A 25124-nucleotide genomic window follows, 5' to 3' on the forward strand; every position below is an offset into this window, starting at 1 on the left:
CCACCAGGCGATCTGCCAGGACCACAGGGGAGTAAATCCCGAAAAGGAGAAGGCGTTGTTGCCCAGGATACAGGCCGGCCCGATGGCGAAGAAATACCACACCGGAACGACGATCTTCATCACCTTGCGCCACTGTTTGCCGCTCTCGCTGGGCTCATCGACACTGTCCAGCCATCCCCGGATCTCCGCTTGGCGCTCGATGGTCTCCTTGGTGTCCTTGAAACCCAGCCCGCGGCAGATAAAGGCGACCACCAGGCCGGTGAAGGTGCCCCAGAAGGCCGCATGCATGGAAAGCGGACGCGGCCAGATCTTATAGGTCAGGAACACGGCGAGCATGCCGGCCATGGTCCCCGCGACCGCCCCGATGGTCGGGAAGCGGACCCCCCAGATGACGCCCACCAGAAGCACGTACATCACGAAGCCGAAGGCGGTGGCGAGCGCCCCCAGGATCACCAGGGCCGCCTTGGAGGTCAGCCCGACGGTCAGCGCGGCGATGGTCAGAACGGTGGCCAGGATGCGGTTGACCCAGATCTGCTCGGCGTCGGAGGCCTCCTGCTTCTTGATCAGGCGCCAGTAGACGTCGCGCAGCAGGATCGAGCCGCCGGTGCCGATGTAGGGCGCCGCGGTGGAGTGAATGGCCGCGATGGCCCCCACGAAGACGATCCCCAGCACGAAGGGCGGCAGGAAGTTTTGCATCAGAAGCGGCACGACGGTTTTATCGGTCAGCTCGGCGAATCTCGGATCCCCCAAGGCCTGCAGGACGCGCGCGCCCATGCCCTGGAAGGCGGTGAAGAAGAACAGGGCGAAACCCACCACGAAGGTGGACATGAAGGCCTGCTGCCAGGCCAGGGGCTTCGGGTTCTTGATCCCGAAGGTCCACATGGTGAAGGCCGGCGAGGACTGGATCCCCATCAGGGCGAACATGTAGGTGAGGATCATGACCGCGGTCCAGGCCGTTTCACCCTGGGCGTTCCCCAAGCCCCAGTAGATGACCCGCGGCACCTCCAGGTACTTGACCTCCATCTGGGCGACTTGGGCCGAAAACGCCGACCAGCCGCCGAACTGCGGGTTGATGATGACGAAAAGCCCCAGCAGGATGATGCCGCCCACGAGAAGCACGAACTGGATGACGCCGACCCAGGTGCTGGCCTTCAGACCGCCGGTGCAGACGTAGAACCAGACCACGAAGGCCAGGAAGAGCGCGCCGAAGGTGAACGGCACGCCGGCGATGACGTTGAAGAGCGCGCCGGCGGCCATGAGCTGCACCGCGGAGTAGAAGATCGAGTAGAGCACCGCGGTCAGCACCACGAGGTAGCGCAGAAACTCGTTGTTGAAGTAGTAGGCGTACATGTCACCGGGGGTGATGAACCCGTAGCGCTTGCCCAAGAGCCAGGTGCGCTTGGAGAAGAAGGTACCGGTGATGGGGATCGTCAGGACGTAAAACGAGGCGAAGGCATAGGCCAACCCGTCGCGCCAGATCAGGCCGGGGTGGCCGATGAAGGTCCACCCGCTGAAGGAGGCCGCCGTGGCTGCCAGCAGAAAGGCGAAAAATGGAATCGAACGGCCGGCAATCGAGTAACCCGAAGAGGTCTTCTCCGTGAAATAGCCCTTAAGCCCCCAGTAGAAGCAATAGATGATGTAGATTCCAAGGAATATGTATACCCATGTGGTTCCGCTCATGTTTCCCCCCTTGATGTTTCGAAAAATCGATTAACCGGCGCACTGGTCGCTGCCAGCGGCGGCCGGAGGTCCCCATCGGTTTCCCTTCACCTCCTTTCCGTTTTTGGGGTCGGCGGGGGCCGCGGTCCGCAGCGGCGCTCCCCCGCCAGGCTCACGTTTGAAGCCGAAAGGCCCTACAGCTTGGCCATTTTCTGAATTTCCTCGACGATTTCGGGGTTCGCCAGGGTGGTCACGTCGCCCACATCCTGTTTGTTGGAAATCGCCGCCAGGACGCGCCGCATGATCTTGCCGGAGCGGGTCTTGGGCATGTCCTTGACGATCCAGACCTTGCGCGGCTTGGCGATGGCGCCGATCTCGGTGGCCAGGGCCTGGGAGATGCGCTTTTCCAGCTCGGGGCTGGCCTCGAAGCCGGGCTTGAGGGCCACGAACAGATCCGGCACCTTGCCCTTGATGTCGTCGGCCACCGGCACCACCGCGGCCTCGGCCACCTCCGGCACCACCAGCGCCGCGGACTCCAGCTCCTTGGTGCCCAGGCGGTGACCGGAAACGTTGATGACGTCGTCGATCCGGCCGAGGATCCGGTAGTAGCCGTCGTCCCCCTTCATGGCGGCATCGCCGGTGAGGTACGGCCAGTCGCGCCAATCCTTGCTGTCCGGGTTTTTGCAGTAGCGCGCGTAGTAGTTGGTGACGAAGCGGTCGCGGTCGCCCCAGATGGTCTGGAAGGCGCCCGGCCAGGGGTTCTGGATGCAGATGTTGCCGGCGGTCCCGGCGTGCGTCACCTCCTGGCCGTTGTCGTCAAGGATGATGGGGTGGATGCCGGGCATGCCGGGGCCGGCGCTGCCGGGTTTCATGGGTTTGAGGGCCGGCAGGGTGCTGCAGAGGAAGCCGCCGGTTTCGGTCTGCCACCAGGTGTCGACGATGATGGCCTCGCCCTTGCCGACCTCTTTATAATACCACTTCCAGACCTCCGGTTCGATGGGCTCGCCCACGGTGGTCATGTGCTTGAAGTGGTAGTTGTACTTGGCCGGTTCGTCCGGGCCGACCTTGCGCAGGGCGCGGATGGCGGTCGGGGCGGTGTGGAAGATGTTGACCCCCAGGTCCTGGGCGATGCGCCAGGAGCGGCCGGCATCCGGGTAGGTGGGCACCCCCTCGTAGATCACGGTGGAGGCGGCCAGAGCCAGCGGGCCGTAGACGATGTAGGAGTGGCCGGTGATCCAGCCGATGTCGGCCATGCACCAGTAGACGTCTTCGGGGTGGATGTCCTGGACGTATTTGGAGGTGCCCGTGACGTAGGCCAGATAACCGCCGGTGCTGTGCTGGCAGCCCTTGGGCTTGCCGGTGGTGCCGCTGGTGTACATCAGAAAAAGCGGGGCCTCGGCCGGCATCTTGACCGGCTCTACGCGGGTGCCGTAAAAATCCTTGAGCACATCGTTGACGAAGTAGTCCCGCCCGTCGACCATCGGTGTGGGGCTGGAGGCTTTGCCCGGGTAGCGCTGCCAGACCAGGACCTTGTCAACCTTCTGGCCGTCCTTGGCGGCCAGATCGACCGCGATGTCGGCGTTTTTCTTGTGATCCAGGAGCTTGCCGCTGCGGTAATAAGCGTCCATGGTGATCAGAACCCGGCTCTGGGAGTCCACGACCCGGTCGGCGCAGGCGCGGCCGCTGAAACCGCCGAACACCTGAGAATGGATCACCCCCAGGCGCGCGCAGGCCAGCATGGTGATGGGCAGCTCGGGGGTCATGGGCAGATGCAGGGTCACCCGGTCGCCGGTCTTCAGGCCGGCGAAATCCCGCAAAACGGCCGCCATCTCATTCACCCGCACCCACAGCTCCTGGTAGGTGATGTGCTGATAGCCCTCCTGTTCCAGCTCGGGCACGAAGTGAATCGCCGTCTTGTTGCGGTTCTTGGCCAGATGGCGGTCGACACAGTTGTAGGAGGCGTTGATCTTGCCGCCGACAAACCATTTCCAGCAGGGGGCGTCGCTGGTGTCCAGAATGGTGTGCCAGTATTCGTACCAGTCCAGCATGTCGGCGTATTCCTTGAAACAATTCGGAAAATTCTCCAGGCGGAAGCGATTGTAAACATCCGGATCGACCATGTTGGCCTGGGCGATGAATTGCGGCGACGGATAGACGAGCTCTTCCTCCTGCCAGTGAACCGCAATGGAAGCTTCGGATGCCTGAAGTTCGGTTTTCTCACTCATTGATATCCTCCTTAAGTTGCAGTTGATGGGTGGCGGTTGAAGTGCCGTGCGATTTTTTCCACCTCCTTTCGACTTGGGAATCGGTTCAAGGGCTAGCCTGACGGCTCTCGGGTAGTGGAAGCCGCGGGGGTCTCGCGAATGCCGCGGCCGAGAATCTCGAAGGCGCTTTCCAGGGTGCTCTTCAGATAGTTGCTGTCGCGGTTGAAGATGCGCTTGCTCTCCTCAAGGAGAACAAGGCCCGAAAAAAGGGCCCAGACGATATCGGCGATGGCCACCGGGTGCTCGTTGACAAACTCCCCCTTGGCGATCCCCTCCTCAAAAATCTTGGCCATGCTGCCCAGGGATGCGCTGGAGAGTCGCTTGATGTCTGCCAGCAGCTCGGGCGAAAGATTCTTCAGGGTTTCGCTGGACTGCAGGTGGAACATGTTGATGAGAATCAGCGGGTCGAACTCGTAGACGTCGTACATCGCCGCTTTGAGCGCGGCGATGCGCTGGCCGGGGTCGGCGAATTTTTCCTTGCGCACGTGGTTCAGTCTGAGGTTTAAGTACTGCAAGATCCGCAGCGACAGGGAGGCGTAGAGTTCATCCTTGTTTTTGAAGTAAAGGTAGAGGGTGCCGGGGCTGAGTTCAGCTTCTTTGGCGATGTCTTCCATGGTGGCCTTGGAGAAGCCCTTGTCTGAGAAAACGCGTTTGGCAGCAACCATGATCTGTTGCCGCCGCCGTTCTCTTTCTCGCTCTTTGCGCTCCTGGATACCCATGGCGATATGGCGATACTGAATGAGATTTATTTGTTTAATTTTCTAATAGATTGTATTTTTAGTTTGGTCAAGGGAAAAATATTCATTTTTTAATTTTTAATATATTTTTTTAATTTTTAAATTGTGTATAATGGCGGCCGCGGTGAAAAACCGCCCCCTTCGGGGTCGAGGCGCCGCGGTAACAGCACCGCGCAGTCAGGGGGCGCACCCCGGGCAAAGCGCTTGAATCGGGCTTGGATGAGCGGGCGTCAATGGAAACGTCGCCGGAAAGGATGTGGTCATGCGGGAATTGTTGGCGGAGTTCAAAGCGTTTCCGCCCAGCGTCAAGAACGGTTTCCTCTTTTTGGTGGGCGGCTGGTTCTGCAATTACTTTTTCTTTTACGGTTTCTTTTCCACCCAGGCCGACGAAATCCCCATGAAGCTGCTGCTTCAGCAGGCGATGCTGGGTTTTTTGTGCTTTTATTTTCTGCTCAAGGTCAAAAATTGGGCGCGGGTGCTGTGTCTGGTGGGCAATATCGTGATCGTGGTGGTTTATCTTTTCGTGATGGCTTTGCTGTTTGGCGCCAAACCCTACTTCAGCCTGCTGGCCGGCGTAACCGCGGCGCTGTTCGGCGTTTCCACCTTCTTCCTGTTCCAAAAGGAGGCGGCGGCGTATTTCAAGGCCAGAAACCCCCAGGGCGACCCCGCGGCCACCGGAACCGACAACAACAGGAGCGCATCGTCATGAGCCTGCCCCCCAAGGAGCTTCGCTGCCGCTGCGGCCACACCTTTGTTACCGACCAGAAAAAGACCTGGTGCACCAAGTGCATGCAACCGGTCTTCTACGACCCCAAGGATCAGCGCGCCAACCGCGTGAGCACCTGGTACTTTTACACCGTTGTTGTCTTGGTGATGGGGTTCCTGGCCTATCTGTTCATCGAATTGATCATGGTGCCGTTTTTAGGGCCGCCGCAATAGATATTTCCAAAAAACGGCCCCGCTGCGCCCGACAGCCCGGTGCCGGCTTCAGATGTCTTTCTTTTCGAGAATGCGCTCAAAGCCGGGGTCGTCCACCAGCCGCCCCAGGGCGCGATGGGCCGCAGCCAGGGAAGCCCGGCTGTCGAAGGCGAGGGTCGCCGTCCAGGTGGGGGATTCAAAATGACGCGGCGGGGTAAGACTCAGACCGGGGCCGAGTTTGAGGCGCCCCAGGGCCTCGGTCAGGCGGCCCTCGAAGCGGCTGAGTTCGGGGTAGCGCTTCTGTTGGAGGATGCTCCGGATCTGGCGCAGTTTCTGGTTGCGGTCCATCTCCGGCGCGCTGCGAATGCCGGCCAGGGGCTGGGAGGAAAAGAGCGCGGCCAGATCGGTCCCGTCGCGGAGCGCAATTTCGCTTGCCAGGGTGAGGATCTCGCGCTGCTTGTTGAGGCTGGGCTTCAGTTCGGCAAAGAGCTCGGCCAGCAGCCGGCCTTCCCCGGCCGGCATCCCGCCCAGCTCAAGCGCCATGGCCAGGGAGAGATTGCCGGCCAAGACCCCTTCCTGAATCACGTCTGCCAAACCGCTCAGAAGACCGATTTTCCGCGCCAGAGCCGAATTCACCGAGAGCCCCAGGCAGGCCAGCACCTGCCCCAGATCAGCTTCCGGCGGTAAAACTGGCGCTAGCAAACCGATCGCGCGCGACTGTTCGATGAGGTTGAGGGACCGCTGCGCGCTGTTCTCGGCGATCGCCAGGCGAACAACCAGCAGCGGGGCGGTTTCAGGCCCCAGCACCCGTGCCGGGATCACTGCCCGGCCCAGGCGGCGACAGGCGGCGACGCGCCGGAAGCCGCTGACCACGCGGTAGGCGCCGCCGACGGCTTGCAGGATCGGGGCCGTCAGCAGCCCCAGCGTGTCGATGGACCGGCACAGATCGTCGATGCCCTCGGCCGTGGTGATGCGCAGGGTCTCATCGGTCGGGTCGATGCGCCCAAGCGCCACGTTCTCGACGGGCAAAGCGGCGACGGCGTCTGCGACAGATGACTCCAATTACGTGCCGGTGAGTCGTTTGAGGGCTTCCAGATACCGGGCGCGGGTGTTTTCGATCACTTCCGGGGGCAGTTGGGGGGCCGGGGGCTCCTTTGGCCAATCCAGGGTGCCCAGATAGTCGCGCAGGTACTGTTTGTCGAAACTCTGCTGAGCGCCGCCGGGGGCGTAGCTGTCTTTGGGCCAGAAGCGCGACGAGTCGGGGGTCAGGACTTCGTCGATCAGAATCATCTCGTCATCCAGCATCCCGAACTCGAACTTGGTGTCGGCGATGATGATGCCCTTGCGATCGGCCAGCGCGACCCCCTTGCGGTAAACCGCCAGGCTGAGTTCACGGGCCTTTTCCGCCCGGGCGGGGCCGATTTGGGCGACCATCTGCTCGAAGCTGATGTTCACGTCGTGGGCGCCGAGATCGGCCTTGGTGGAGGGCGTGAAAATGGGCGCCGGCAGGCGTTCGGACTCTTTCAAGCCCTGGGGCAGCCGGATGCCGCAGACCGTCCCGCTGCGCTGGTAGTCTTTCCAGCCCGATCCGGATAGAAACCCGCGCACCACGCACTCCACCGGCAGGGGGCGGGTTTTGCGGACCAGCAGACTGCGCCCGCGCAACGTGTCCGCATAGGGCCTGCAGGCCGGCGGGAACTGATCGACGTCGCTGGTAATCACGTGATGGGGCACCAGCGACTGCATGACATCGAACCAGAAGAGCGATATTTGGGTCAGCACCACGCCTTTGCCGGGAATCGGGTCCCGCATGACGACGTCAAAGGCCGAAATCCTGTCGGTGGCCACCATCAGCAGGGCGTCGCCCAGGTCGTAGAGGTCCCGCACCTTGCCCCGCTTGAGCAGGGTCAGTTCCGGAAAATGGGTCTCGTAAACAGCCGCTTGCATCTGTGGCCACCTGCCTTGTTCGCTCTTATCTGCCGCGGTCGGGGGTTCGCTTTTGCTCAAAGGCGGCAATGAAAGTTTCCAGGGCCTCCCGGGCCTCCCCGTCCAGATTCTGAAACGCGATCCCGGTGTGGAACATGCCGCTCTCCTTATGGGCGGAATGAACCACCGTGCCCCCGATATCGACCGTGTCCTCCCCCAACCCGATGGAAAGAGATATCACATGATTCGGGTCGATGGCAACATGCGTTTCGAGCAAAATCCCGTCCAGGGAGACATTCAGGGTTTTGCCCATGCCCTGCCGCACATTTTCGCAGTCCTCGTCCAGACACACATAGTAGAGCAGGCTCTGGGCGTCGCTGCGCTGGCTTTTTCTTCTTTCTTCGACACTAGGGTTGCTCACTGCTTGCTTCCTCCTGCTTGACCCTGCGGTTCCAATCACAGGTCAACATGGTGGTCACGGAAATCGCGGTGGCGATGTTGTCCAGAATGTTGCGCATGGTCATGGAAAGACGGTGGAACTCATCGGCCAGATGGGTGGGATCCAGTTCGCGCAGCTGGATGTTGGCGGTACCGAAAACCCCGGCCGAATGGGGTTCGTGACCCATGTTCAAAAATGGCAGGCGCCCGATGAGATCCCCGGGCTCCAGGCGTGCCAACCGCAGTTGACCATCGGGCGTTTCGCGGCACACCAGCGCCTCCCCCTTTTCGATGCAAAAAACTCGGCTTTCGGCGCTCCCCTGGGGGATCAGGGGCTTCAGATCGGAGCAGTCCTCGCGGGTTTGCTGCGGCGCCTGGCAAACCGCCGCGGCCCGGCTGGAAACCTTTTTCAGGCGGCGGTCCAGACTGAGCATCAGGTTGCGGAAATCAACACCCATCAGCGCATACTCGTTGGCCAGGCGCTGGGCGTCGAGAACCCCCAACTGGACATCGGATGCGGCACTGACCGTCGCCCGGCGGGCTTTGCCCTGCCTGAACAGGGATTCGAGGCTGCCCAGAAACCCGCCGTCGCCGATCTTCATGAGGGTCACCGGCCCTTGGGGGGTCTCCTTGATCATATCCACAACCCCCTCCAGAACCACCCATAGCCAGTTTCCGTGGCTGCCCTCCACCGCGATGGGCTCACCGCGGGCGAAGTTTTCCTCATCCACCACGTACATGTAGTCCACCAGGGGGCCCTTGATCAGGGGCACTTCCCGCTTGCCGTCGCCCTTGCGGCCCTCCGCGACGTAGGACACCGGCCCCACCTTGGGGATCTTGCCGTCATCCAGCATGCGCAGGCCGTCCAGAATGATTTCCATCCGGCTGCACTGGATTTCGCGCGGGTGCTGGTTGAGGCCGGGAAAAAACGCGAAAGCCGCCTCGGTCCAGCCAAAAAGCGCATACAGGGCCGGCAGGCCCCGCAGCTCCCCAGCGCAGGCGCCCACCGGGTTGCCCTTTTCAATGAAAACCGTTGCAGGGTTCTGAACGTATCGACTGGTGAGCTCCAGCCGCCCCGTACTGCCGTTTGACCCCAGCAGCTGCAGCAGATCACCCAGGTGGATGAAGTTCAGTTTTCCCGCGAGGGCGGCTTGTTTCTCCATAGTCGGCTATCGATGGGCTGGCAAAAGTCCACGTCAGGGGGTTTGAGGCCGCCGAAAAAAAATCACCGGGCCCATTGGACCTGCTTTTGAAGAGACTGCAGGGTCAGTTTCATGCATTCCTTGAGGGTTTGGGCGACGCCTTGTCCGAGAAAGGCGCTGGTTTCAAAGTACGGCACTTTCAACTGGCGGTTGAGATCACGCGCCATCTGCTCAACGGGCATCAGCGGAATCCCCTGGGCGGCCAGGTCACGCTTGTTGAACTGCATCACCAGGGGGGTTTTGAAGACGCTGGTGCCATATTCTTTGAGGTTCTTCTGCAGGTCCTGGAGCGACTCCATGTTTTTTTCGCGCCGGACTTTCAGGGAGTCGGCTACGAAAACGACGCCGTCAACCCCGCGCAGCACCAACTTGCGAGTGGAGCTGTACTGGACCTGACCCGGGACGGTGTAAAGTTGGACGCGGACGTCGCAGCCCTTGATTTTGCCCAGCCCGATCGGCAGAAAATCGAAAAACAGGGTGCGGTCGCCTTCGGTGTTGATGGATACCATCTCACCCTTGATCTGTTTTTTGTAAGTCTGGAAGATATACTCAAGGTTGGTGGTTTTGCCGCAGCGGCCGGGCCCGTAATATACGATTTTGCACTCAATCACTCTTTTTTTCAGATTGAAAATAGCCATGTAGTTGTGCTCCAGACCAAAAGACGCATCGGGTTTTGCCGATCCCCGTTATTGACCGCGACCGGTTCAGGTGTTGACGATTTTGATATCCAGGCTGTAATCGCCGCGCTTGGGGCCGGAATTGATCTTGGTCTTGGCCAAGACGATGCCGGACCCCCGAAAAATGGCAATCGGAGAAAAGAACTGAACGTTGTTCAGGCGGAACCCCACCTTGAGGTTTTCAATCAATTCACGGTCCCGGCTAGAGACGATCAGGCTGATCATGTTGCCGGATTGGAAGCTGACCTCCATCTCCACCATCTGACCCTTTTGCGGCCCGCTGTCAAAGGTGATGCCGATGGAGCTGATGTCGATGAGGTCCTCCTCCACACGATTTTCGTCGACCAGGCCCTCGTCGGCGTCCGGCACCGCGGGCAGCTGAATATCCAGGCCCTTCTTGTCCAGCAGGTCCTCCAGGAAGAGCCTGATTTTCTGAAGCTGTTCCGTGGAGTAGAGATCGTCCTTGAGCCATTTTTTGTAGCGCTGGACCGCCTCTTCCGGCGAATAGACCGAAAAACAGCACCTGAGAATGTTTTTGCAAGCCACCACGCGCAGGGAGTCTCTTTTGGTCAGTTCGTTGAATTCCTCCAGCGCCCGGTCGTACTGACCGAATTTGGCCAGGGTGATGGCACCCTCCAATGCCGCCTTGTCCTCGTCTTTGTCGTGGGAGAAGGAGAAAAGGTTCTTGACCAGATCCTGGACCTTGGGCGGCATCTTCGGTGCCTCCTGGGCCCGTTCGATCTGGTGGTAGCTGATGGTCAGGGATTTGATTTTGCGGGAGATCGCCTGGACAAGCTCCTCTTTGCTCTTAGCCTGATCAATTTTGCCGATTAGGTCGATGGCAAGGTTGTATTTACCCTTGGCCTCCACCAGCAGCCCCTGAGACCGGTATATTTCCGCTTCACGCAGCAATAATTTGATCTGACCCTTGACGCTCATTTACATCCTCACTGCCGCACCGATGGCGACCGGCGCTATCCGCCAACCCAAAATTTTGTATTTTCTCGGATGTTTGACAGGCCCAAAAGGCAACTTTCGACAATAGCATGATTGTTTCACAGGCGAGCCGGCACAATTACAGTGCTTAGATCGTTTTATGTGGTTTAAAACTTAAGGATTAATCCGTGGGGGCGCTCGGGTGGGCGACACATCGATGGCGCCGCCGCAGGCAGCCGCAAAGGCGCCATAAGCCGTCAAGACCGCAAGCGAAAGCTTTCAGGCCATGGAAACATCGCGGCAGCATCATCCCCGGGGATGGGGCGCAGCGGCAAGATCCAGGGCGACGACCCGCCCCAAGGGCTTCGTTTGAAGCAAATTAACTCAATATATTCAACTTGTTAAAATGACGACAGGAGGCGCCCGAACAGGTTGACAAAAACGGTCATTGTGTTATGCATATTTTTTTGGTTTCACAATCCACCGCGTATCGCGCCGTTTTTAACCCAGAAACTTAGGAGAGTGTCATGGACAAGAAAGTGACCGTCGTCGGAGCAGGCAATGTTGGTGCAACCGCCGCTCAGCGTCTGGCTGAGAAAGAGTTGTGCGATGTGGTGCTGATCGATATCATCGAAGGGGTTCCCCAGGGCAAGGCGCTGGACTTGACCGAGGCCGCCCCCATCGAAAAACACGATGCCCATCTGACCGGAACGAACAGCTACGAGCCCTCCAAAGGCTCCGACATCATCATCATCACGGCCGGCATTCCCCGCAAACCGGGCATGAGCAGGGACGATCTGATCAGCACCAATGCCGGCATCATGAAATCCGTCACCCGGGAAGTGGCCAAACTCTCCCCCGAAGCGGTCCTGATCATCGTCAGCAACCCGCTGGATGCCATGTGCCACGTGGCTTACGAGGCCAGCGGGTTTCCCAAGAACAGGGTTCTGGGCATGGCCGGTGTTCTAGATTCCGCCCGTTTTCGCGCCTTCATCAGCATGGAGCTGAACGTGTCGGTGGAAAACACCCACGCCTTCGTGCTGGGCGGTCACGGCGATACGATGGTCCCCCTGCCCCGCTACTCCACGGTCGCCGGGATTCCCATCACCGAGCTGATGAGCCCGGAGCGTATCGAAGCCCTGGTCAAGCGCACCGCCAACGGCGGCGCCGAGATCGTCAGCCTGTTGAAAACCGGCAGTGCCTATTACGCCCCGGCTTCGGCCGCCGTCGAGATGGCCGAGGCGATCCTCAAGGACAAGAAGAAAATCCTGCCCTGTGCCGCCTATCTGGATGGTGAGTACGGCTTCAAGGACCTCTTCATCGGGGTGCCGGTCAAGCTCGGCGCAGGCGGGGTGGAGGAAATCATCGAGATCACCCTGAGCGCCGAGGAAAAGGCCGCCCTGCAGAAATCAGCCGATGCGGTTCAGGAGCTCAAGGCCGTTTTGAAAAAACTCTCCTGAGGTTCCAAACGCCGGACGGCCCTCCGAGATCCCTTCCCGGGGCGCACCGCTCAGCCGTCTGCTTCGCCCAGGGCCTGCTGCAAGGCCCCGGCCGTTTTGATTGTCATACCGGGCAGCGACGCCAGCTCTTCCAGGCTCGCTGCCCGAATCTTATGGATGCCGCCAAAGTGCTTCAGCAGCATCGCTTTCCGCTGTCTGCCGACGCCGGGCACCGCGTCCAGGGCGGATTCGAGCGCATGGCGGCTGCGCTCGCGGCGATGATAGGTGATGGCGAAGCGGTGGGCCTCGTCGCGGATGCTTTGCAGGAAAAGCAGCAGCCGCCCCTCCCGGCCCCAGTTGACCGGGTTGGCGCGCCCCGGCTGAAAGATCTTGTCGGCGGTCTCCCCCCGCGTCTCATCCTTCTTGGCGATCCCGATCACATCAAAGGCGTTTTCAAGCCCCAGGCCCCGAATCACCTCAAGCGCGATGTTCAGCTGCCCCTTGCCGCCGTCCACCATCAGGAGGTCTGGCAGGGGCTCAGCGCGGCTCTCCTCCCGCAGACGGCGCGTCAGCACCTCGGCCATGTGGGCGTAGTCGTCGGGCCGGCCAGCGGCCCGGATGCGGAACTTGCGGTAAGCCTCGCGGGCGGCCTTGGCGTCCTCGAAGACCACCATCCCGGCCACGGCCGCGCTGCCGCCGATATTGGAGTTGTCGAAACACTCGATCCGCAGCGGCAGCCGCCTCAGCCGCAGACGGCGCTGCAGGCCTTCCAGGAGCGCACGTCCCGAGGCCGAGGCCGCCAGGCGCTCCTGGAGTTCCTTGTCCGCATTCTGGCGGGCCAGCGCGATCAGGCGGGCCTTTTCCCCCCGCCGGGGGCAAAGGATTTTGACCCGCCGCCCGCGGCGGGTTTGCAGCCAGTCGGCCAGCAGATCGCTGTCCTCGGGCAGCTCGGGAACCAGCAGTTCCCCCGGGACGTGGGGCCCATCCGCGTAGTACTGGCCGATAAAGCCGCGGATCAGCTCGACCTCGGTGGCCAGGGTGTCGGTAAAGACGAAATAGCGCGACCCCTGCAGAAAGCCCCCCCGCACGGTGAGCAGGGTCACCAGGGAGAGCTCAGCGCCGCGGGCGGCGACGATTACGTCGCGATCCTTGAGATCCGTGGTGACCGCGATCTGGCGCTCGATGGTTTTCTCCAGGGCGAACATCTTGTCCCGCAACTGGGCGGCGCGCTCGAACTGCTCGGCGGCGGCGGCGGCCATCATCGCCTCCCTGACCTTGCGGACCAGATCCGGGGCGCGGCCTTTGAGAAATAGAATCACCTCGTGGACCATCTCATCGTAGGCCGCGCGGTCGACATCGCGGCAGCAGGGGGCCAAGCAGCCCTGCATCTGGCAGTTCAGGCAGGGGCGGGTGCGGGTTTTGAACTCGCGGTCGCTGCACTTGCGCAGCTTGAAGGTTTTGTTGACGATCTTCAGGGTCTGGCGGACGGCCCCGGCGGAGGCGAAGGGGCCGAAATAGAGGGCGCCGTCCTTGCGGATTTTGCGTACGATGCTGAGGCTCGGATAGGGGTGGGCGATGTTCAGGCGCAGGGCCGGATAGCGTTTGTCGTCTTTGAGGACGACGTTGTAGCGCGGCCGGTGGCGCTTGATCAGGTTGGATTCGAGGATCAGCGCTTCCTTCTCGGTGCGGGTCACGATGGTGTCGAAAGAGGCGATCCTGCTGACCAGCACCCCGGTTTTCGGATCGGGCTGCGCCCCACGGTTGAAGTAGGCGGCGAGCCGCTTTTTGAGGTTGCGGGCCTTGCCGACATAGATCACCGCGCCCGCAGGGTCTTTCATCAGGTAAACCCCGGGGTTGGCGGGCGCCAGCGCCAGCTTCTGCTGCAGCGCCGCCTGGATGTCGGGCTGGATGTCTGTTTTCATGCGATCCTTCAGGCGCCCCCGCGGGGCGCCCGCCTGCCGCGGCTCATAGATCGAAGACCTGCAAGCCCCGCAGGGCCCTGGCCCGATCGCGCAGACCGGCGGCCTTCTCGAAATCCAGGTTGCGCGCCGCGGCGTGCATCTCCTGCTCGAGGTCTTTGATGCGCGCCTCCAGCGCTTCCAGGCTGTCGAATTCGGCCATGGGCTCCGCCACGCCGTCCGCTGCGGCCACAGCGGCCGTCTCAGCGGTTTCGAAGATCGCGCTGATCTCCTTGCGGATGGTGGTGGGGGTGATGTGATGCCGGCGGTTGTGGGCCGCCTGGATCTTGCGCCGCCGGCGGGTCTCCTCAATGGCCTGGCGCATGGAGGCCGTCAGGCCGTCGGCGTACATGATGACCCGTCCCTCCACGTTGCGGGCCGCACGGCCGCAGGTTTGGACCAGGGAGCGGGCAGAGCGCAGAAAGCCCTCCTTGTCGGCGTCCAGAATGGCCACCAGAGAGACCTCGGGAAGATCCAATCCCTCGCGCAGGAGGTTGATCCCCACCAGCACGTCAAAATGCCCCAGCCGCAGCTCCCGGATGATTTCCATGCGCTCCAAGGTGTTGATGTCGGCGTGCAGGTAGCGCACCCGGATGCCCAGATCGACGTAGTAGTCGGTGAGGTCCTCGGCCATCCGCTTGGTCAGGGTCGTCACCAGCACCCGCTCCCCGGCCTTGACCCGCTCCAGGATCTCCCCGTAAAGGTCGTCTACCTGGTTCTTGGCGCTGCGGACCTCGATTTCCGGGTCCATCAGCCCGGTGGGCCGCACGATTTGCTCCACCACTGCCCCCCCGCTTTTTTCCAGCTCGTAATCCGCCGGCGTCGCCGAGACGTAGACCACCTGCCCCACCCGGGCCTCGAATTCGTCGAAACGCAGCGGCCGGTTGTCCAGGGCCGACGGCAGGCGGAAGCCGAAGTTGACCAGTGTTTGCTTGCGCGAGCGGTCGCCCCGGTACATGCCGTTTAACTGGGGCACGGCGATATGGCTTTCGTCGATGAACATCAGAAAATCTTCCGGGAAATAATCCAGCAGGGTCGGCGGCGGCTGGCCGGGGGCGCGCCCGGTGAGGTGGCGCGAGTAGTTTTCGATGCCGTTGCAGTAGCCCAGCTCCTGCATCATTTCCAGGTCGAAATCGGTCCGCTCCTCGATCCGCTGGGCCTCCAGCAGCTGACCCTGGGCCCTGAAATGGGCGATGCGCACTTTCAACTCCGCCTGGATCGTTTCAACCGCCATCTTGAGCGTCCGCTGACCGGTGACGTAGTGGCTGGCCGGGAAGATGGTCACGGCCTGGAGCCGTTTCAGGACGCTGCCGCGCAGGGGGTCGATTTCGGCGATGCTTTCGATCTCGTCGCCGAAAAATTCGATCCGAAGGGCGCGCTCCTCCTCGTAGGCTGGAAAGACCTCCACCCGGTCGCCGCGCACGCGGAAAACCCCGCGGTGGAAATCCACGTCATTGCGCTCGTAGTGCATGCCCACCAGGTCGCGCAGAAGCCGGTCGCGGTCCAGGGGGGCGTCGCTGGCCAGCTCGATGCGCATGGCGAGGTAGTCCTCGGGGGCGCCCAGCCCGTAGATGCAGGAGACGCTGGCCACCACGATAACGTCCCGCCGCGAGAGAACCGACCGGGTGGCCGAGTGGCGCAGCTTGTCGATCATCTCGTTGATGGAGGAGTCTTTCTGGATGTAGGTGTCGCTTGCCGGGATATAGGCCTCGGGCTGGTAGTAGTCGTAGTAGCTGACAAAATACTCGACCGCGTTTTCAGGGAAAAGCAACTTGAATTCGTGGTAGAGTTGGGCGGCGAGGGTCTTGTTGGGGGCCAGGACCAGGGTCGGCCGTTCTATGGCGGCGATCACCTGGGCCATTGTGAAGGTCTTGCCCGAGCCGGTGACCCCCAGCAGAACCTGGTGTTCTTGGCCGGATCGAATGCCCGCCGTGAGAGCCGTGATGGCCTGGGGCTGGTCCCCACTGGGGGTGAGGTCGGATTGCAACTTGAACAGGCTCATGGCGGGTCAGCTCACCTCGTGCAGCAAGGCAACGCACATGGCGGCGATCCCGTCGCCGGCGCCGATCATGCCCAGCCCCTCGGTGGTCGTGGCCTTGAGGTTGATCCGGTCGACCGCAACGCCCAGAACCCCGGCCAACCGGCGGCAGATGGCGTCGCGAAAGGGGGCCAGCTTGGGGGCCTGGGCAAACACGGTCGCGTCCAGGTTTACGATGGCAAGCCCGCGCTGCCTCACCATGCGACAGGTGCGATCCAGCAGCTCCAAACTGCAGATGTCCTTGTAGGCCGGGTCGCTGTCGGGAAAATGCTGGCCGATATCGCCCAGCGCGGCGGCCCCCAGGAGGGCGTCGCAGACCGCATGGGTCAGCACGTCGGCATCGGAATGCCCCAAAAGCCCCTTTGCGAAGGGGATTGTTTCCCCGCCCAGCACCAGCCGGCGCCCGGCCACCAGCCGGTGAACATCATAGCCCATTCCAACCCGCATGAAAGCCTTCCTTCCGCTAAAAATTCAAGTTGCGGCGGGGTGACCGCACATTGGCTAATATAACCCAGCGCGGCTTGATTTCAAACCCGGCGGCCCGAAAATAAGCGGGCCGCAACCGGGGAAAGCCCGATGGGAGATTGGCGCCGATAACGAATTGACAGGCCGGCCGTCTGACGGTAGGTAGAAGCCGGGTGACGGCGCCGGCCGGGCGCGGTTAAAAAATGGACCGGACTGTTTCGGCGCTGAAGGATCCGGCCGAGCGGGTTTGCTTTTCACCCGGAAACCGCGGTGGCCCGCAGCACCCCTTCGTGGGATCCCTTTTCACCCACACCAACGATGACTTGCGAGAAAGGTCAGAACATATGACGCCCAAATCGGCGATGAGAGAGGATGCGGCCAAAAGGCTGCTGGCAGCCTACGGCATCCCGGTGGTTTGCGAGGCCGCTGCGGCTTCGCCCGAGGCCGCCGTGAGGGCCGCCACGGACTTGGGCTTTCCCGTGGTCCTCAAGGGGCTGGGGGAAAGGCTGCTGCACAAGACCGAGCGCAACCTGGTGCACCTCAACCTCGGGTCGGCGGACCAGGTGCAAACCGCCGCCCGCGCCGTGCAAGCATCGGCGGGCGCGGAGCTGGAAGGCTTTCTGGTGCAGCGCCAGGTCTTCGGCCGCCGGGAGCTGGTGGCCGGTGTGATGCAGGACCCCCAGTTCGGCCCGGTGGTGATGTTCGGGCTGGGGGGCATCTTCACCGAGGCCCTGGCCGACGTGGTCTTCCGAGTGGCGCCGCTGACGGCAGCGGATGCGGCCGAGATGCTGGACGAAATCCGGTCCCGCGCCCTGCTGGATCCCTTCCGCGGCGAGGCCGCAGTGAACCGCGAGCAGGCCGTCGCGGCGCTGCTGGGGCTCTCGCGGCTGGCCGTGGAACGCCGGGATATTCGCGAAGTGGACATCAACCCCCTGATCGTCACCCCCCGGGGGGAGCTGGTCGCGGTGGACGCCCTGGTGGTCACCGCCCCGCCACCGGCTGATACCGGGTCCCGCCGCCACCCGCCGGTTGACCCGCTGCTTCTGGGCAAGCTCTTCCAGCCCCGTTCGGTGGCCTTCGTGGGCGCATCGGCCACACTGGGCAAGTGGGGCCACCAGCTTTTCACCGCGGTCAAGAGCGGCGGTTTTGCCGGACCGATCCATCTGGTCAACCAGCGCGGCGGGGAGATCGCCGGGCAGCCGGTCTACCGGTCGGTGGCGGAGCTTCCCGCCGATGTCGACCTTGCGGTGGTGACGGTGCCCGCCGCGGCCGTGGTCGACCTCATCCCCCAGCTGGCCGCCCGCAAGATCCGCAACGCGCTCTTGATCAGCTCGGGGTTTGGCGAAACCGGCCCGGAGGGCAAGGCCCTGGAGGCGGCCCTGACGGCCGCCGCGCACCGCTCAGGGGTGCTGATGGTGGGCCCCAACACCATGGGCATCTGCAACCCGCACATCCGGTTCTACTGCACCCCCGGTCAGATCATGCCGGCGGCGGGAAGCACCACGGTGGTGGCCCAATCCGGCAACATGGGCACCCAGCTGCTGGCCTTTGCAGAAAGCCAGGGCATCGGCATCCGGGCCTACTGCGGCTCGGGCAACGAAGCCATGGTCACCATCGAGGATTACCTCGACGCCCTGGCCCAGGACCCCGTCACCCGCACCGTGATGGTTTACCTGGAAAGCGTCAAGGACGGGCGCCGTTTCCTGGAGAGCGCCCGACGGCTGGGTCGAAGCAAACCGGTGGTGCTGCTGAAAGGCGGGCAGAGCCGGGCCGGCAACCGGGCCGCCGCCAGCCACACCGGCGCGATGGGGTCGGACGCCCGGGTTTTTGACGCGGTCTGCCGCCAGGCCGGCATCATCAAAGTCGACCAGCCGATGGAGCTCCTGGACCTGGCCGCGGCCTTCTCCGCCTTGCCGCTGCCCCGCGGCAACCGGGTGGCCATCATCACCCTCGGCGGCGGCTGGGGCGTGGTGACCACCGACCTCTGCGAGCGCTACGGCCTGCAGGTGCCGCCGCTGCCGCAGGCCCTGGTGGACCGGATCGACACCCTTCTGCCGCCCTTCTGGAGCCGCGCCAACCCGGTGGATGTGGTGGGCACCGGTGATTTCGCGACCCCCATGGCGGTCATGGAGGCGCTGTTGGGCTGGGACGGCTGCGATGCGGTCATCACCCTGGGCATCGTCGGCCGCCGGGTGCTGCAGGAGCGCGCGCTGGACGCGGTTTTGAAATCCGACCCCTCCTATTCCGCGGAGTTCATCGCCGCCACCCGCAGCCGCCTGGCGCAATTCGAGCGCGACTTCATCCAAGAGACGGTCAGGCTGATGACCCACCACCAGAAGCCGGTGGCCGGCGTGCGCCTGCTGAGCGCGCCGGGGGACCGGAGCCTCTACCCCATGGCAGGCTGCCCGCACCAGGCCCTCTTTTTTGAAACCCCCGAGCAGGCGGTCAAATCGCTTGCCAGGATGTGTGAATACCAGCGTTTTCTGAAGCGCGCGGGGTGACCGGAATGAAAAGGCGTGGAAACGCAGGGCGCTGCCGCGCAAGCCCCCCTGCGAGGCCTGAAACCGCGCGCCAGGTGATCGGTCTGAACTCCAAGCTTGATGAAGCGGTAGGTCAAAATCTATACGGTTTCGCAGAAAGTCCAAGATACGGCGCGCAAATCTCGAGGAGTGAGGCGTACTTGGGTACGCCGCAGCGACTTCGAGATGCAGCGCAACGCAGAGATTGGACTTTCTGCGGAACCATATAGCCTCAGGCGTGCAGGACGATACCCGAGGGCAGCGGCTCGCCGAAAAGGGCGCTCTCCTCCTGGCGGGCGACGGGCACCACCTCTTTCACCAGGCGCGCGGCGGCGCCCATGCCCTCGTGGCGTTCCAGCCATTCCTGCACCCGGGCAGCAACGGCGGGCGCCACATCGCGCACACGGTCGCCGGTCCGGCGGGCCAGCTGTCCGAGGGCGGCCCCCACCGGAAGGGGCTTTTTCCAGTCGCCGGCTACCAGCCGCAGAATCCAGTCCGCGACCTCCGCCGGCGGGATGACGCGATCCACCGGGCCGTAGAGCAGTTCGCGGGCCCCCAGCCGCGACAGGGCCCAGAAGATCTGGGGCTTGACCTTGCCGGGCTGGATTTCGGCCAGCAGCTGGCGCCCCCACTTGGTCTTGTCCTTGACCGAGAGACGCTCCATGTTGGCCACCGCCATCCAGATTTCGACCCGTTCCTGGGGGGGCACCTTGGGACCGCCGCTTTTCCTGGGAAAGATCAGCGGGGTCAGGTCCTGCAGCACCTGGCGTTGCTGGCCGGGTTTGAGCCCGCCGGCCACCCGCCGCCACAGGATCCACCACTCCGAGCGCACCTGCCCGTTTTTGGGGAAGGCCGGCCCCTGCAGGTAAACCTTCCAAAGCTTTTGCAGTCGATGTTCGTCAAAGCCGTCGCCGAACCCCGGCCGCAGGCAAAACCCCACCAGGTTCAACCAACGGTTTTCAAAATCCGGCCCCCAGCCCCGGACCTCGGTCAGCTCCAGAAGTTCGTCGGCCAGCGCCCGAATCAGCCCTAGGGGCCATTTTTCCTTGGGGCTGCCCGCGATGTCGGCGAGCCCCCTGACCAGTCCGTCCAGCCGGCGTTTTTCCGCGTCCTTGCGGAATGCGGCCCGAATCAGCTCCCGGCCGGCTGTCAGCACCCCCTCCTCGACGATCGCTGCATCGGGAACCGCCGCCGGGGCGGCGGCATCGCGCAACTGAAACTGCAGCTGCCAGCGGTGGTGGCTGATCAGGCTGCGGCACCAGACCGCCAGGGTGCCCATTTCGGTGTAGCCCGCCTCCACCTGCACCGGGATGGGCTGCTGATCCCCCTTTTTACCGTATTGGATCACCGTTTGAATCGGCGGCAGGGCAGTCAAGGAGTCGTCCACTTCCACCAGGTCGCCGCAGCGGTCCCCGGAACGGTAGCTGGAGCTGAAAAGGTCGAAACTGACCGGCTGGTTGGGGCGCACCTCGAACTTCTTGTCCTTCAGTTCGATCTGCGATCCCTCGTCAAGCCCCCTTTCCACCAGGCAGATCGCCTGCCGGCGGCCGCCCGCGGCCGGTTCGGCCCCGTCCCCAACACCCAGGTAATAGGCGCGGGGGCTGCCGGAGCCGACCCGCACCCCCTGCCCCAGCTTGACCAGCCCGTAGTAGGCGGCCCCCAGGGCGACGGCCAAATCGGGGGTCGGGTTTTCCAGCACCCGCGGCAGGCGGTCGTCGCCGTGTTGGAACCAGCGCCCGATGGCCCGGCGAATGCGCTCCTGGACCAGAGCGGGCTTGAGAGAGCCGCCGTTGAAGAGGATCAGGTCGGGCGCATAGGACTCCCGCTGCAGGGTCTGCCGGACCGTGTCGCGGTGATGTTCCAGAAACCAACCCAGGTGGCGCGTTACCGCCGGCTCGGACTCGTAGGGCAGGCCGAATTCGCTGATGCCCTGACGTTTGGCCCTGGGGGCCAGGCGCTGGGGGTCTTCCAGGGGGTAGAACCCCTCCAGCACGATTTTTTCCACCTCCTCCCGATGCAGTTCGGCCGCCAGGGTGCCGCCGATCAGCTTGCTGCCGGCGCCCATTAGAGTGATCTTGCGGGATTCGGCCGCCCTTTCCAGGAGGGCCTCTTTGGCCTGCCGGCATTGGTGGCAGAGATTTTTCCAGCGGTCGGCATTCAACGCGCCCTGCCCCGCCCCCAGGCGGCTTTCCAGGTGCCGTGCCAGGGCCAGGTCGACGTTGTCACCCCCCAGGATCAGGTGATCGCCCACCGCGATGCGCTCAAAGCGCGGGCTGCCTGCGACCTCCCGCAGGGTGATGAGGGTGAAGTCGGTGGTGCCGCCGCCGACGTCGCACACCAGGATCAGCTCGTTGGGCTGAACATGCTGCTCCCAGCGGGTTTCGTGCCGAATCAGCCAGCTGTAGAAGGCGGCCAGGGGCTCTTCGATCAGGGTGACGTCGGCCAGCCCCGCCTGCCGGGCGGCTTCGAGGGTCAAATCGCGGGCGACCTCGTCAAAAGAGGCCGGCACGGTCAGCACCACGGCCTGGTTTTCAAGAAAGGCGTCGTCATCGCCGCCCCGAGAGTAGTTCCAGGCCAGCCGGATGTGGGCGAGATAGGCGGCTGTGGCCTCCACCGGCGAGACCTTGTGCACCTCGGCGCCGGCCCCCCAGGGCAGAATCCGCGCCCGGCGGTCGGCACCGGCGTGACACAGCCAGCTTTTGGCCGAGGACACCAGCCGGGCCGGCACCTTGGCCCCGTGGTCACGGGCGAAGGCGCCCACGAAATGCGCCCCGTCCCAGCGCCAGGGAATGGTGAGATCCTCCCGGGCCACGTCGTATTCGCCGGGGATATAGAGAAAGGACGGCAGCACCGGCAGGGCGGCGAACTCGCCGGGACCGGCCAATTGGGGCACGTTGAAAAGGGTGATGCGCCGCGCGCCGCGCCCCTCGGCCAGGAGATCCACAAAAGAGACCGCCGAGTTGGTGGTGCCCAGGTCGATCCCCACGATAAAGCGTTTGCTGTCAGAGGCCACGCGCTACCTCAAGCGAAAAACCCGGCAAGACCTGCCGCTGGTGAATGAACAGGAAAACCGCTGGAACGGCAAAATCTCTCACGGCATAGGAGTCAGCCGGCATTGTTTTGTTCCCGGACGTTGAATTCGAGCTTCCAGCGCCGGCCGTCTTCTCGGGAGACGCACCAGAGCTCCAGGGTGCCGACCTCGGATATCCTGATTTCGATGGTCACCGGCACGATGCTGCCGGCCTCGCCGTCCAGGGTGGTTTCGATGGTGGTGAGGTGCTCGATCTCGCCGGCCCAGTCCTCAACGACCGTGCCGGGCGCGTCCTCGCGGCGGGTTGCGGAGGCCAGAAAGTCGAAACTGACCGGCTCGCCGACCACCAGCGCAAACTCCTGCTGGGCGAGAACTTCATCGCTGCCCTCCTCCATCCCGAACGGCGCCACGCAAAGCGCCTTGACAGGTGCCGGCATGCCGGGGACGGCCGGCATGGATGCGGCCACGCCGATGTAGTAGGAGCGCCCCAGGCCGCCACGGATCCGGATGCCCTCCCCCCTGCGGGCCAACCCGTAATAGGCGGCTCCGCGGGCCACGGCCAGATCGAAATCGGCGTGCCCCAGCTCCTGGAGCCCTTCGGAAACCTCGGTGGTTCGCCAGTCGGAGAGAATCTCCAGAATCCGCCGGCGCACCGCGCGGGCCTTCATCACCCCCCCGTTGAAGAGCACCGCGGTGGGCATCCGGGGCTCGGCGCCGCCCGCACCCTCCTGCCGGCGCAGAAAGCGGGCCAGATGGCGGGTGACGGCCGGATCGGCCTCATAGGCCAAACCGATTTCCTTGATGCCCGCCTTGGCCACTTTTTGGGGCGAGGCCGAGGGCTCGCAGGCCGGCAGAAAGCCGTCGAGGATGACCTGGTCCACCTCCTCGCGCGACAATTCGGTTTTCAACGTACCGCCGATCAGTTTGCTGCCGCGGCCGAGAATTGTCAGCGGATAGGCGGCGGTGTCCTCACCGCTCAGCAAGCGTTCCTTGGCCTGGCGGCAGGTGTGCCACAGGCCGCGCATCTGCCAGGCGTCCAGGCGGGTGCCTTTTTCAGCCAAACGGCGGGCCACGGCATAGGCCAGGGCCAGGTCCATGTTGTCGCCGCCCACCAGGAGGTGATCGCCGACGGCGATCCGCTCGAGCTCCAGCTGTCCGTCGGCCTCGGACACCCGGATCAGGCTGAAATCGCTGGTGCCGCCGCCGACGTCGCAGACCAGCACCAGGTCCCCCTTCTGGACCTGCTCCCGCCAGCGATCGCCGACCGCGTCGATCCAGGCGTAAAAGGCCGCCTGGGGTTCTTCCAAGAGAGTCACGTTTTCCAGCCCGGCACTGCGGGCCGCCTGGACGGTGAGTTCACGGGCGACCGCGTCGAAGGAGGCCGGCACGGTGAGGTAAATGTCCTGATACTCCATCCGCAGGGAGGGGTCCGGGCCATTTTCGTTCCGGGCCACGGCGAAATTCCAGGCGTCCCGAATGTGGCGCAGAATCGCCGCCGAGGCCGCCACCGGCGACAGGCGCTCCACATCGGGGGGCGCCTCCCACGGCAGAATCGGCTTGTTGCGGTCCACCATGGTGTTGCAGAGCCACGATTTGGCGGAGGAGATCAGACGGTGGGGCACTTCGGCGCCGCGCTCACGGGCGAATTCCCCCACCGCCACGCGGGCATCCGCATCCCAGGGAAGTTCCAGGCCGCCCTCGGGAATGTCGTGGGGGCCGGGGCTGAAGATAAAGGAGGGCAGCAGCGGGCGGTTTTCCACCGTCCCGGCCTGAACCAGCTGCGGCACGTCCAGGGTGCAAATGTCGGCCGGCCGCCCTTTTTCAAAGCGGGCGGCGGTGTATGCCACCACGCTGTTGGTCGTACCCAGGTCAATGCCAATGATATAGGTCGGATCGGTCACCATCGTCTCCGGAATTTTGACGGTTCCGCAAAAAGTCCACTTTCTGCGTTGCGCTGCATCTCGAAGTCGCTGCGGCGTACAGTAGTACGCCTCACTCCTCGAGATTTGCACGCCGTAAATTGAACTTTTTTCGAAACCGTCTGGTTTTCGACTCTTACCGCTTTGTCAATTTTGGTGTTTATCTGAAGCGGTAATAAAGCGTTCCACCGAAATCAGTCGGCGCCAAAAGGTTTTTTTATGCCCCACCACCCAGGGCATTTGGGTTCACGAAATTTCGACCTCCGCCGGGGAAATGATACTGGGGGTCTGACCGCCCGAAAGAACGGGCAGCTCCACCTTTTCCGCCCGCCACCCCTGGTGCCGCAGAATCCCCCTAAAAGGCGGCTCGCCGGTGACGTTGCCGACGAGCTTGATCGCGCTGGGGTCGAAACCCGGTTCAACCGTGACCTCGGCACCTTCCTCGTTGGCGATCACGGTCTTGAGACGGAGGTACTTTTTAAGGGCCTTTTGGCAGCTTTCATGAATGCCCCGCACGGCGGCCCCGATCTGGGCGTCATCGTAGCCCTCGAGCTTTTCAGAAAAAAAGTCCAGCAGGCGCCCCTCGCGCTGCAAAACCGAGAGCAGATGCAGAAACACCCGGGTGTCGCGTTGGGGGTCGGCAGCCGGAAACGCGGGGGCCTCCTTGTGAGCTTTGGCGGCGGCTTTCTTTGGGGCGCCTGCCCGGGGCATTGCTAAAATCCCCCGGCCCATGCGCCGCAGAAACCCCCACAGGATCAGGCCCACCAGAAGGAAACCGCCGGCCGAAGCCAACGGGAAATAGCGCTGTAACCGGGTCACTTGCGCCTCAAGCGATACCAGCCCCGCTTTGAGCTGGACCGAATCCGCCTCGACGGCCCGCAGGGGTTCAAGACCGCTCTGGATTTGATTCAGACAGTAGATGAGGCCGCCATTGACCCCGATCAACAACAGCGCCAAAAACAGAAACACCACCACAAAAGAGCGACGCGAAAACGTTT

General features: G+C 63.2%; 19 protein-coding genes. 4 read left to right on the forward strand and 15 right to left on the reverse strand.

All coding sequences use genetic code 11. The features are described from left to right. The 3 genes from LJE63_16750 to LJE63_16760 form a co-directional block, all read right to left on the reverse strand. The coding region (locus LJE63_16750) for a sodium:solute symporter family protein (protein MCG6908254.1) at positions 1–1680 on the reverse strand (1680 nt) is incomplete at its 3' end. Between the two features lie 173 nt (positions 1681–1853). After that, the gene (gene acs, locus LJE63_16755) at positions 1854–3884 is read right to left on the reverse strand and encodes an acetate--CoA ligase (GenBank protein MCG6908255.1); all 2031 of its coding nucleotides are present in this window, start codon (positions 3882–3884) and stop codon (positions 1854–1856) included. A 92-nt stretch (positions 3885–3976) separates the two neighbouring features. Further along, on the reverse strand, positions 3977–4642 hold the full coding sequence (locus tag LJE63_16760; GenBank protein MCG6908256.1) for a TetR/AcrR family transcriptional regulator: 666 nt from the start codon (positions 4640–4642) through the stop codon (positions 3977–3979). 280 nt (positions 4643–4922) lie between these two features. Between LJE63_16760 and LJE63_16765 the strand changes: the two genes are divergently transcribed. Continuing rightward, entirely contained in the window at positions 4923–5369 is a 447-nt protein-coding gene (locus tag LJE63_16765; protein MCG6908257.1) for a hypothetical protein, read from the forward strand. Continuing rightward, positions 5366–5599, forward strand: coding sequence for a hypothetical protein (locus tag LJE63_16770; protein MCG6908258.1), 234 nt, complete (start codon positions 5366–5368; stop codon positions 5597–5599). The genes LJE63_16765 and LJE63_16770 overlap by 4 nt, the downstream gene beginning before the upstream one ends. 48 nt (positions 5600–5647) lie before the next feature. On the opposite strand, the gene LJE63_16775 is transcribed toward LJE63_16770, so the two are convergent. From LJE63_16775 to LJE63_16800, 6 genes are all read right to left on the reverse strand, one after another. Beyond that, complete coding sequence (locus tag LJE63_16775) at positions 5648–6640, reverse strand: ParB N-terminal domain-containing protein (GenBank protein ID MCG6908259.1); 993 nt, start codon at positions 6638–6640, stop codon at positions 5648–5650. Further along, on the reverse strand, positions 6641–7525 hold the full coding sequence (locus LJE63_16780; GenBank protein MCG6908260.1) for a phosphoribosylaminoimidazolesuccinocarboxamide synthase: 885 nt from the start codon (positions 7523–7525) through the stop codon (positions 6641–6643). 25 nt (positions 7526–7550) lie between these two features. Further along, positions 7551–7925, reverse strand: coding sequence for a PilZ domain-containing protein (locus tag LJE63_16785; protein MCG6908261.1), 375 nt, complete (start codon positions 7923–7925; stop codon positions 7551–7553). Further along, entirely contained in the window at positions 7912–9105 is a 1194-nt protein-coding gene (locus LJE63_16790; protein ID MCG6908262.1) for a cyclic nucleotide-binding domain-containing protein, read from the reverse strand. The genes LJE63_16785 and LJE63_16790 overlap by 14 nt, the downstream gene beginning before the upstream one ends. 62 nt (positions 9106–9167) lie before the next feature. Continuing rightward, a complete protein-coding gene (locus LJE63_16795) occupies positions 9168–9782 on the reverse strand; it encodes a GTPase domain-containing protein (GenBank protein ID MCG6908263.1) in 615 nt (204 codons plus the stop codon). Positions 9783–9848: 66 nt separating this feature from the next. Next, positions 9849–10760: a hypothetical protein gene (locus tag LJE63_16800; GenBank protein MCG6908264.1), complete on the reverse strand. Its 912-nt coding sequence runs from the start codon at positions 10758–10760 to the stop codon at positions 9849–9851. Between the two features lie 524 nt (positions 10761–11284). On the opposite strand from LJE63_16800, the gene mdh reads away from it, so the two are divergent. Then, positions 11285–12217 carry a malate dehydrogenase gene (gene mdh, locus LJE63_16805; GenBank protein ID MCG6908265.1) on the forward strand — a complete coding sequence of 311 codons (933 nt, stop codon included), beginning with the start codon at positions 11285–11287 and terminating at the stop codon, positions 12215–12217. 50 nt (positions 12218–12267) lie between these two features. On the opposite strand, the gene uvrC is transcribed toward mdh, so the two are convergent. The 3 genes from uvrC to ispF are packed head-to-tail and all read right to left on the reverse strand — an operon-like array spanning position 12268 to position 16639. Next, positions 12268–14118 (reverse strand): excinuclease ABC subunit UvrC, encoded by a 1851-nt coding sequence (uvrC, locus tag LJE63_16810; protein ID MCG6908266.1) that lies wholly within the window; start codon positions 14116–14118, stop codon positions 12268–12270. Positions 14119–14161: 43 nt separating this feature from the next. Continuing rightward, positions 14162–16156, reverse strand: coding sequence for an excinuclease ABC subunit UvrB (gene uvrB / locus LJE63_16815; protein MCG6908267.1), 1995 nt, complete (start codon positions 16154–16156; stop codon positions 14162–14164). 6 nt (positions 16157–16162) lie between these two features. Beyond that, positions 16163–16639: a 2-C-methyl-D-erythritol 2,4-cyclodiphosphate synthase gene (gene ispF / locus LJE63_16820; protein ID MCG6908268.1), complete on the reverse strand. Its 477-nt coding sequence runs from the start codon at positions 16637–16639 to the stop codon at positions 16163–16165. 362 nt (positions 16640–17001) lie between these two features. On the opposite strand from ispF, the gene LJE63_16825 reads away from it, so the two are divergent. Next, on the forward strand, positions 17002–19158 hold the full coding sequence (locus tag LJE63_16825) for an acetate--CoA ligase family protein (GenBank protein MCG6908269.1): 2157 nt from the start codon (positions 17002–17004) through the stop codon (positions 19156–19158). A gap of 250 nt (positions 19159–19408) precedes the next feature. On the opposite strand, the gene LJE63_16830 is transcribed toward LJE63_16825, so the two are convergent. The 3 genes from LJE63_16830 to LJE63_16840 form a co-directional block, all read right to left on the reverse strand. After that, a complete protein-coding gene (locus LJE63_16830; protein MCG6908270.1) occupies positions 19409–22189 on the reverse strand; it encodes a hsp70 family protein in 2781 nt (926 codons plus the stop codon). A gap of 92 nt (positions 22190–22281) precedes the next feature. Then, positions 22282–24111, reverse strand: a complete 1830-nt coding sequence (locus LJE63_16835) for an Hsp70 family protein (GenBank protein ID MCG6908271.1) — start codon at positions 24109–24111, stop codon at positions 22282–22284. Positions 24112–24372: 261 nt separating this feature from the next. Further along, positions 24373–25124 (reverse strand): DUF2760 domain-containing protein (locus LJE63_16840; protein ID MCG6908272.1); only part of this gene is annotated, 752 nt, incomplete at its 5' end.

Source organism: Desulfobacteraceae bacterium, from assembly GCA_022340425.1.
Lineage (GTDB): Bacteria > Desulfobacterota > Desulfobacteria > Desulfobacterales > JAABRJ01 > JAABRJ01.

What these genes read in the sequence shown, in the direction of transcription:
- acs (MCG6908255.1), bottom strand. Translation starts at nt 3,884, where the DNA reads ATGAGTGAGAAAACCGAACTTCAGGCATCCGAAGCTTCCATTGCGGTT.
- LJE63_16760 (MCG6908256.1), bottom strand. Translation starts at nt 4,642, where the DNA reads ATGGGTATCCAGGAGCGCAAAGAGCGAGAAAGAGAACGGCGGCGGCAA.
- LJE63_16765 (MCG6908257.1), top strand. Translation starts at nt 4,923, where the DNA reads ATGCGGGAATTGTTGGCGGAGTTCAAAGCGTTTCCGCCCAGCGTCAAG.
- LJE63_16770 (MCG6908258.1), top strand. Translation starts at nt 5,366, where the DNA reads ATGAGCCTGCCCCCCAAGGAGCTTCGCTGCCGCTGCGGCCACACCTTT.
- LJE63_16780 (MCG6908260.1), bottom strand. Translation starts at nt 7,525, where the DNA reads ATGCAAGCGGCTGTTTACGAGACCCATTTTCCGGAACTGACCCTGCTC.
- LJE63_16790 (MCG6908262.1), bottom strand. Translation starts at nt 9,105, where the DNA reads ATGGAGAAACAAGCCGCCCTCGCGGGAAAACTGAACTTCATCCACCTG.
- LJE63_16795 (MCG6908263.1), bottom strand. Translation starts at nt 9,782, where the DNA reads ATGGCTATTTTCAATCTGAAAAAAAGAGTGATTGAGTGCAAAATCGTA.
- LJE63_16800 (MCG6908264.1), bottom strand. Translation starts at nt 10,760, where the DNA reads ATGAGCGTCAAGGGTCAGATCAAATTATTGCTGCGTGAAGCGGAAATA.
- mdh (MCG6908265.1), top strand. Translation starts at nt 11,285, where the DNA reads ATGGACAAGAAAGTGACCGTCGTCGGAGCAGGCAATGTTGGTGCAACC.
- uvrC (MCG6908266.1), bottom strand. Translation starts at nt 14,118, where the DNA reads ATGAAAACAGACATCCAGCCCGACATCCAGGCGGCGCTGCAGCAGAAG.
- uvrB (MCG6908267.1), bottom strand. Translation starts at nt 16,156, where the DNA reads ATGAGCCTGTTCAAGTTGCAATCCGACCTCACCCCCAGTGGGGACCAG.
- ispF (MCG6908268.1), bottom strand. Translation starts at nt 16,639, where the DNA reads ATGCGGGTTGGAATGGGCTATGATGTTCACCGGCTGGTGGCCGGGCGC.
- LJE63_16825 (MCG6908269.1), top strand. Translation starts at nt 17,002, where the DNA reads ATGACGCCCAAATCGGCGATGAGAGAGGATGCGGCCAAAAGGCTGCTG.
- LJE63_16835 (MCG6908271.1), bottom strand. Translation starts at nt 24,111, where the DNA reads ATGGTGACCGATCCGACCTATATCATTGGCATTGACCTGGGTACGACC.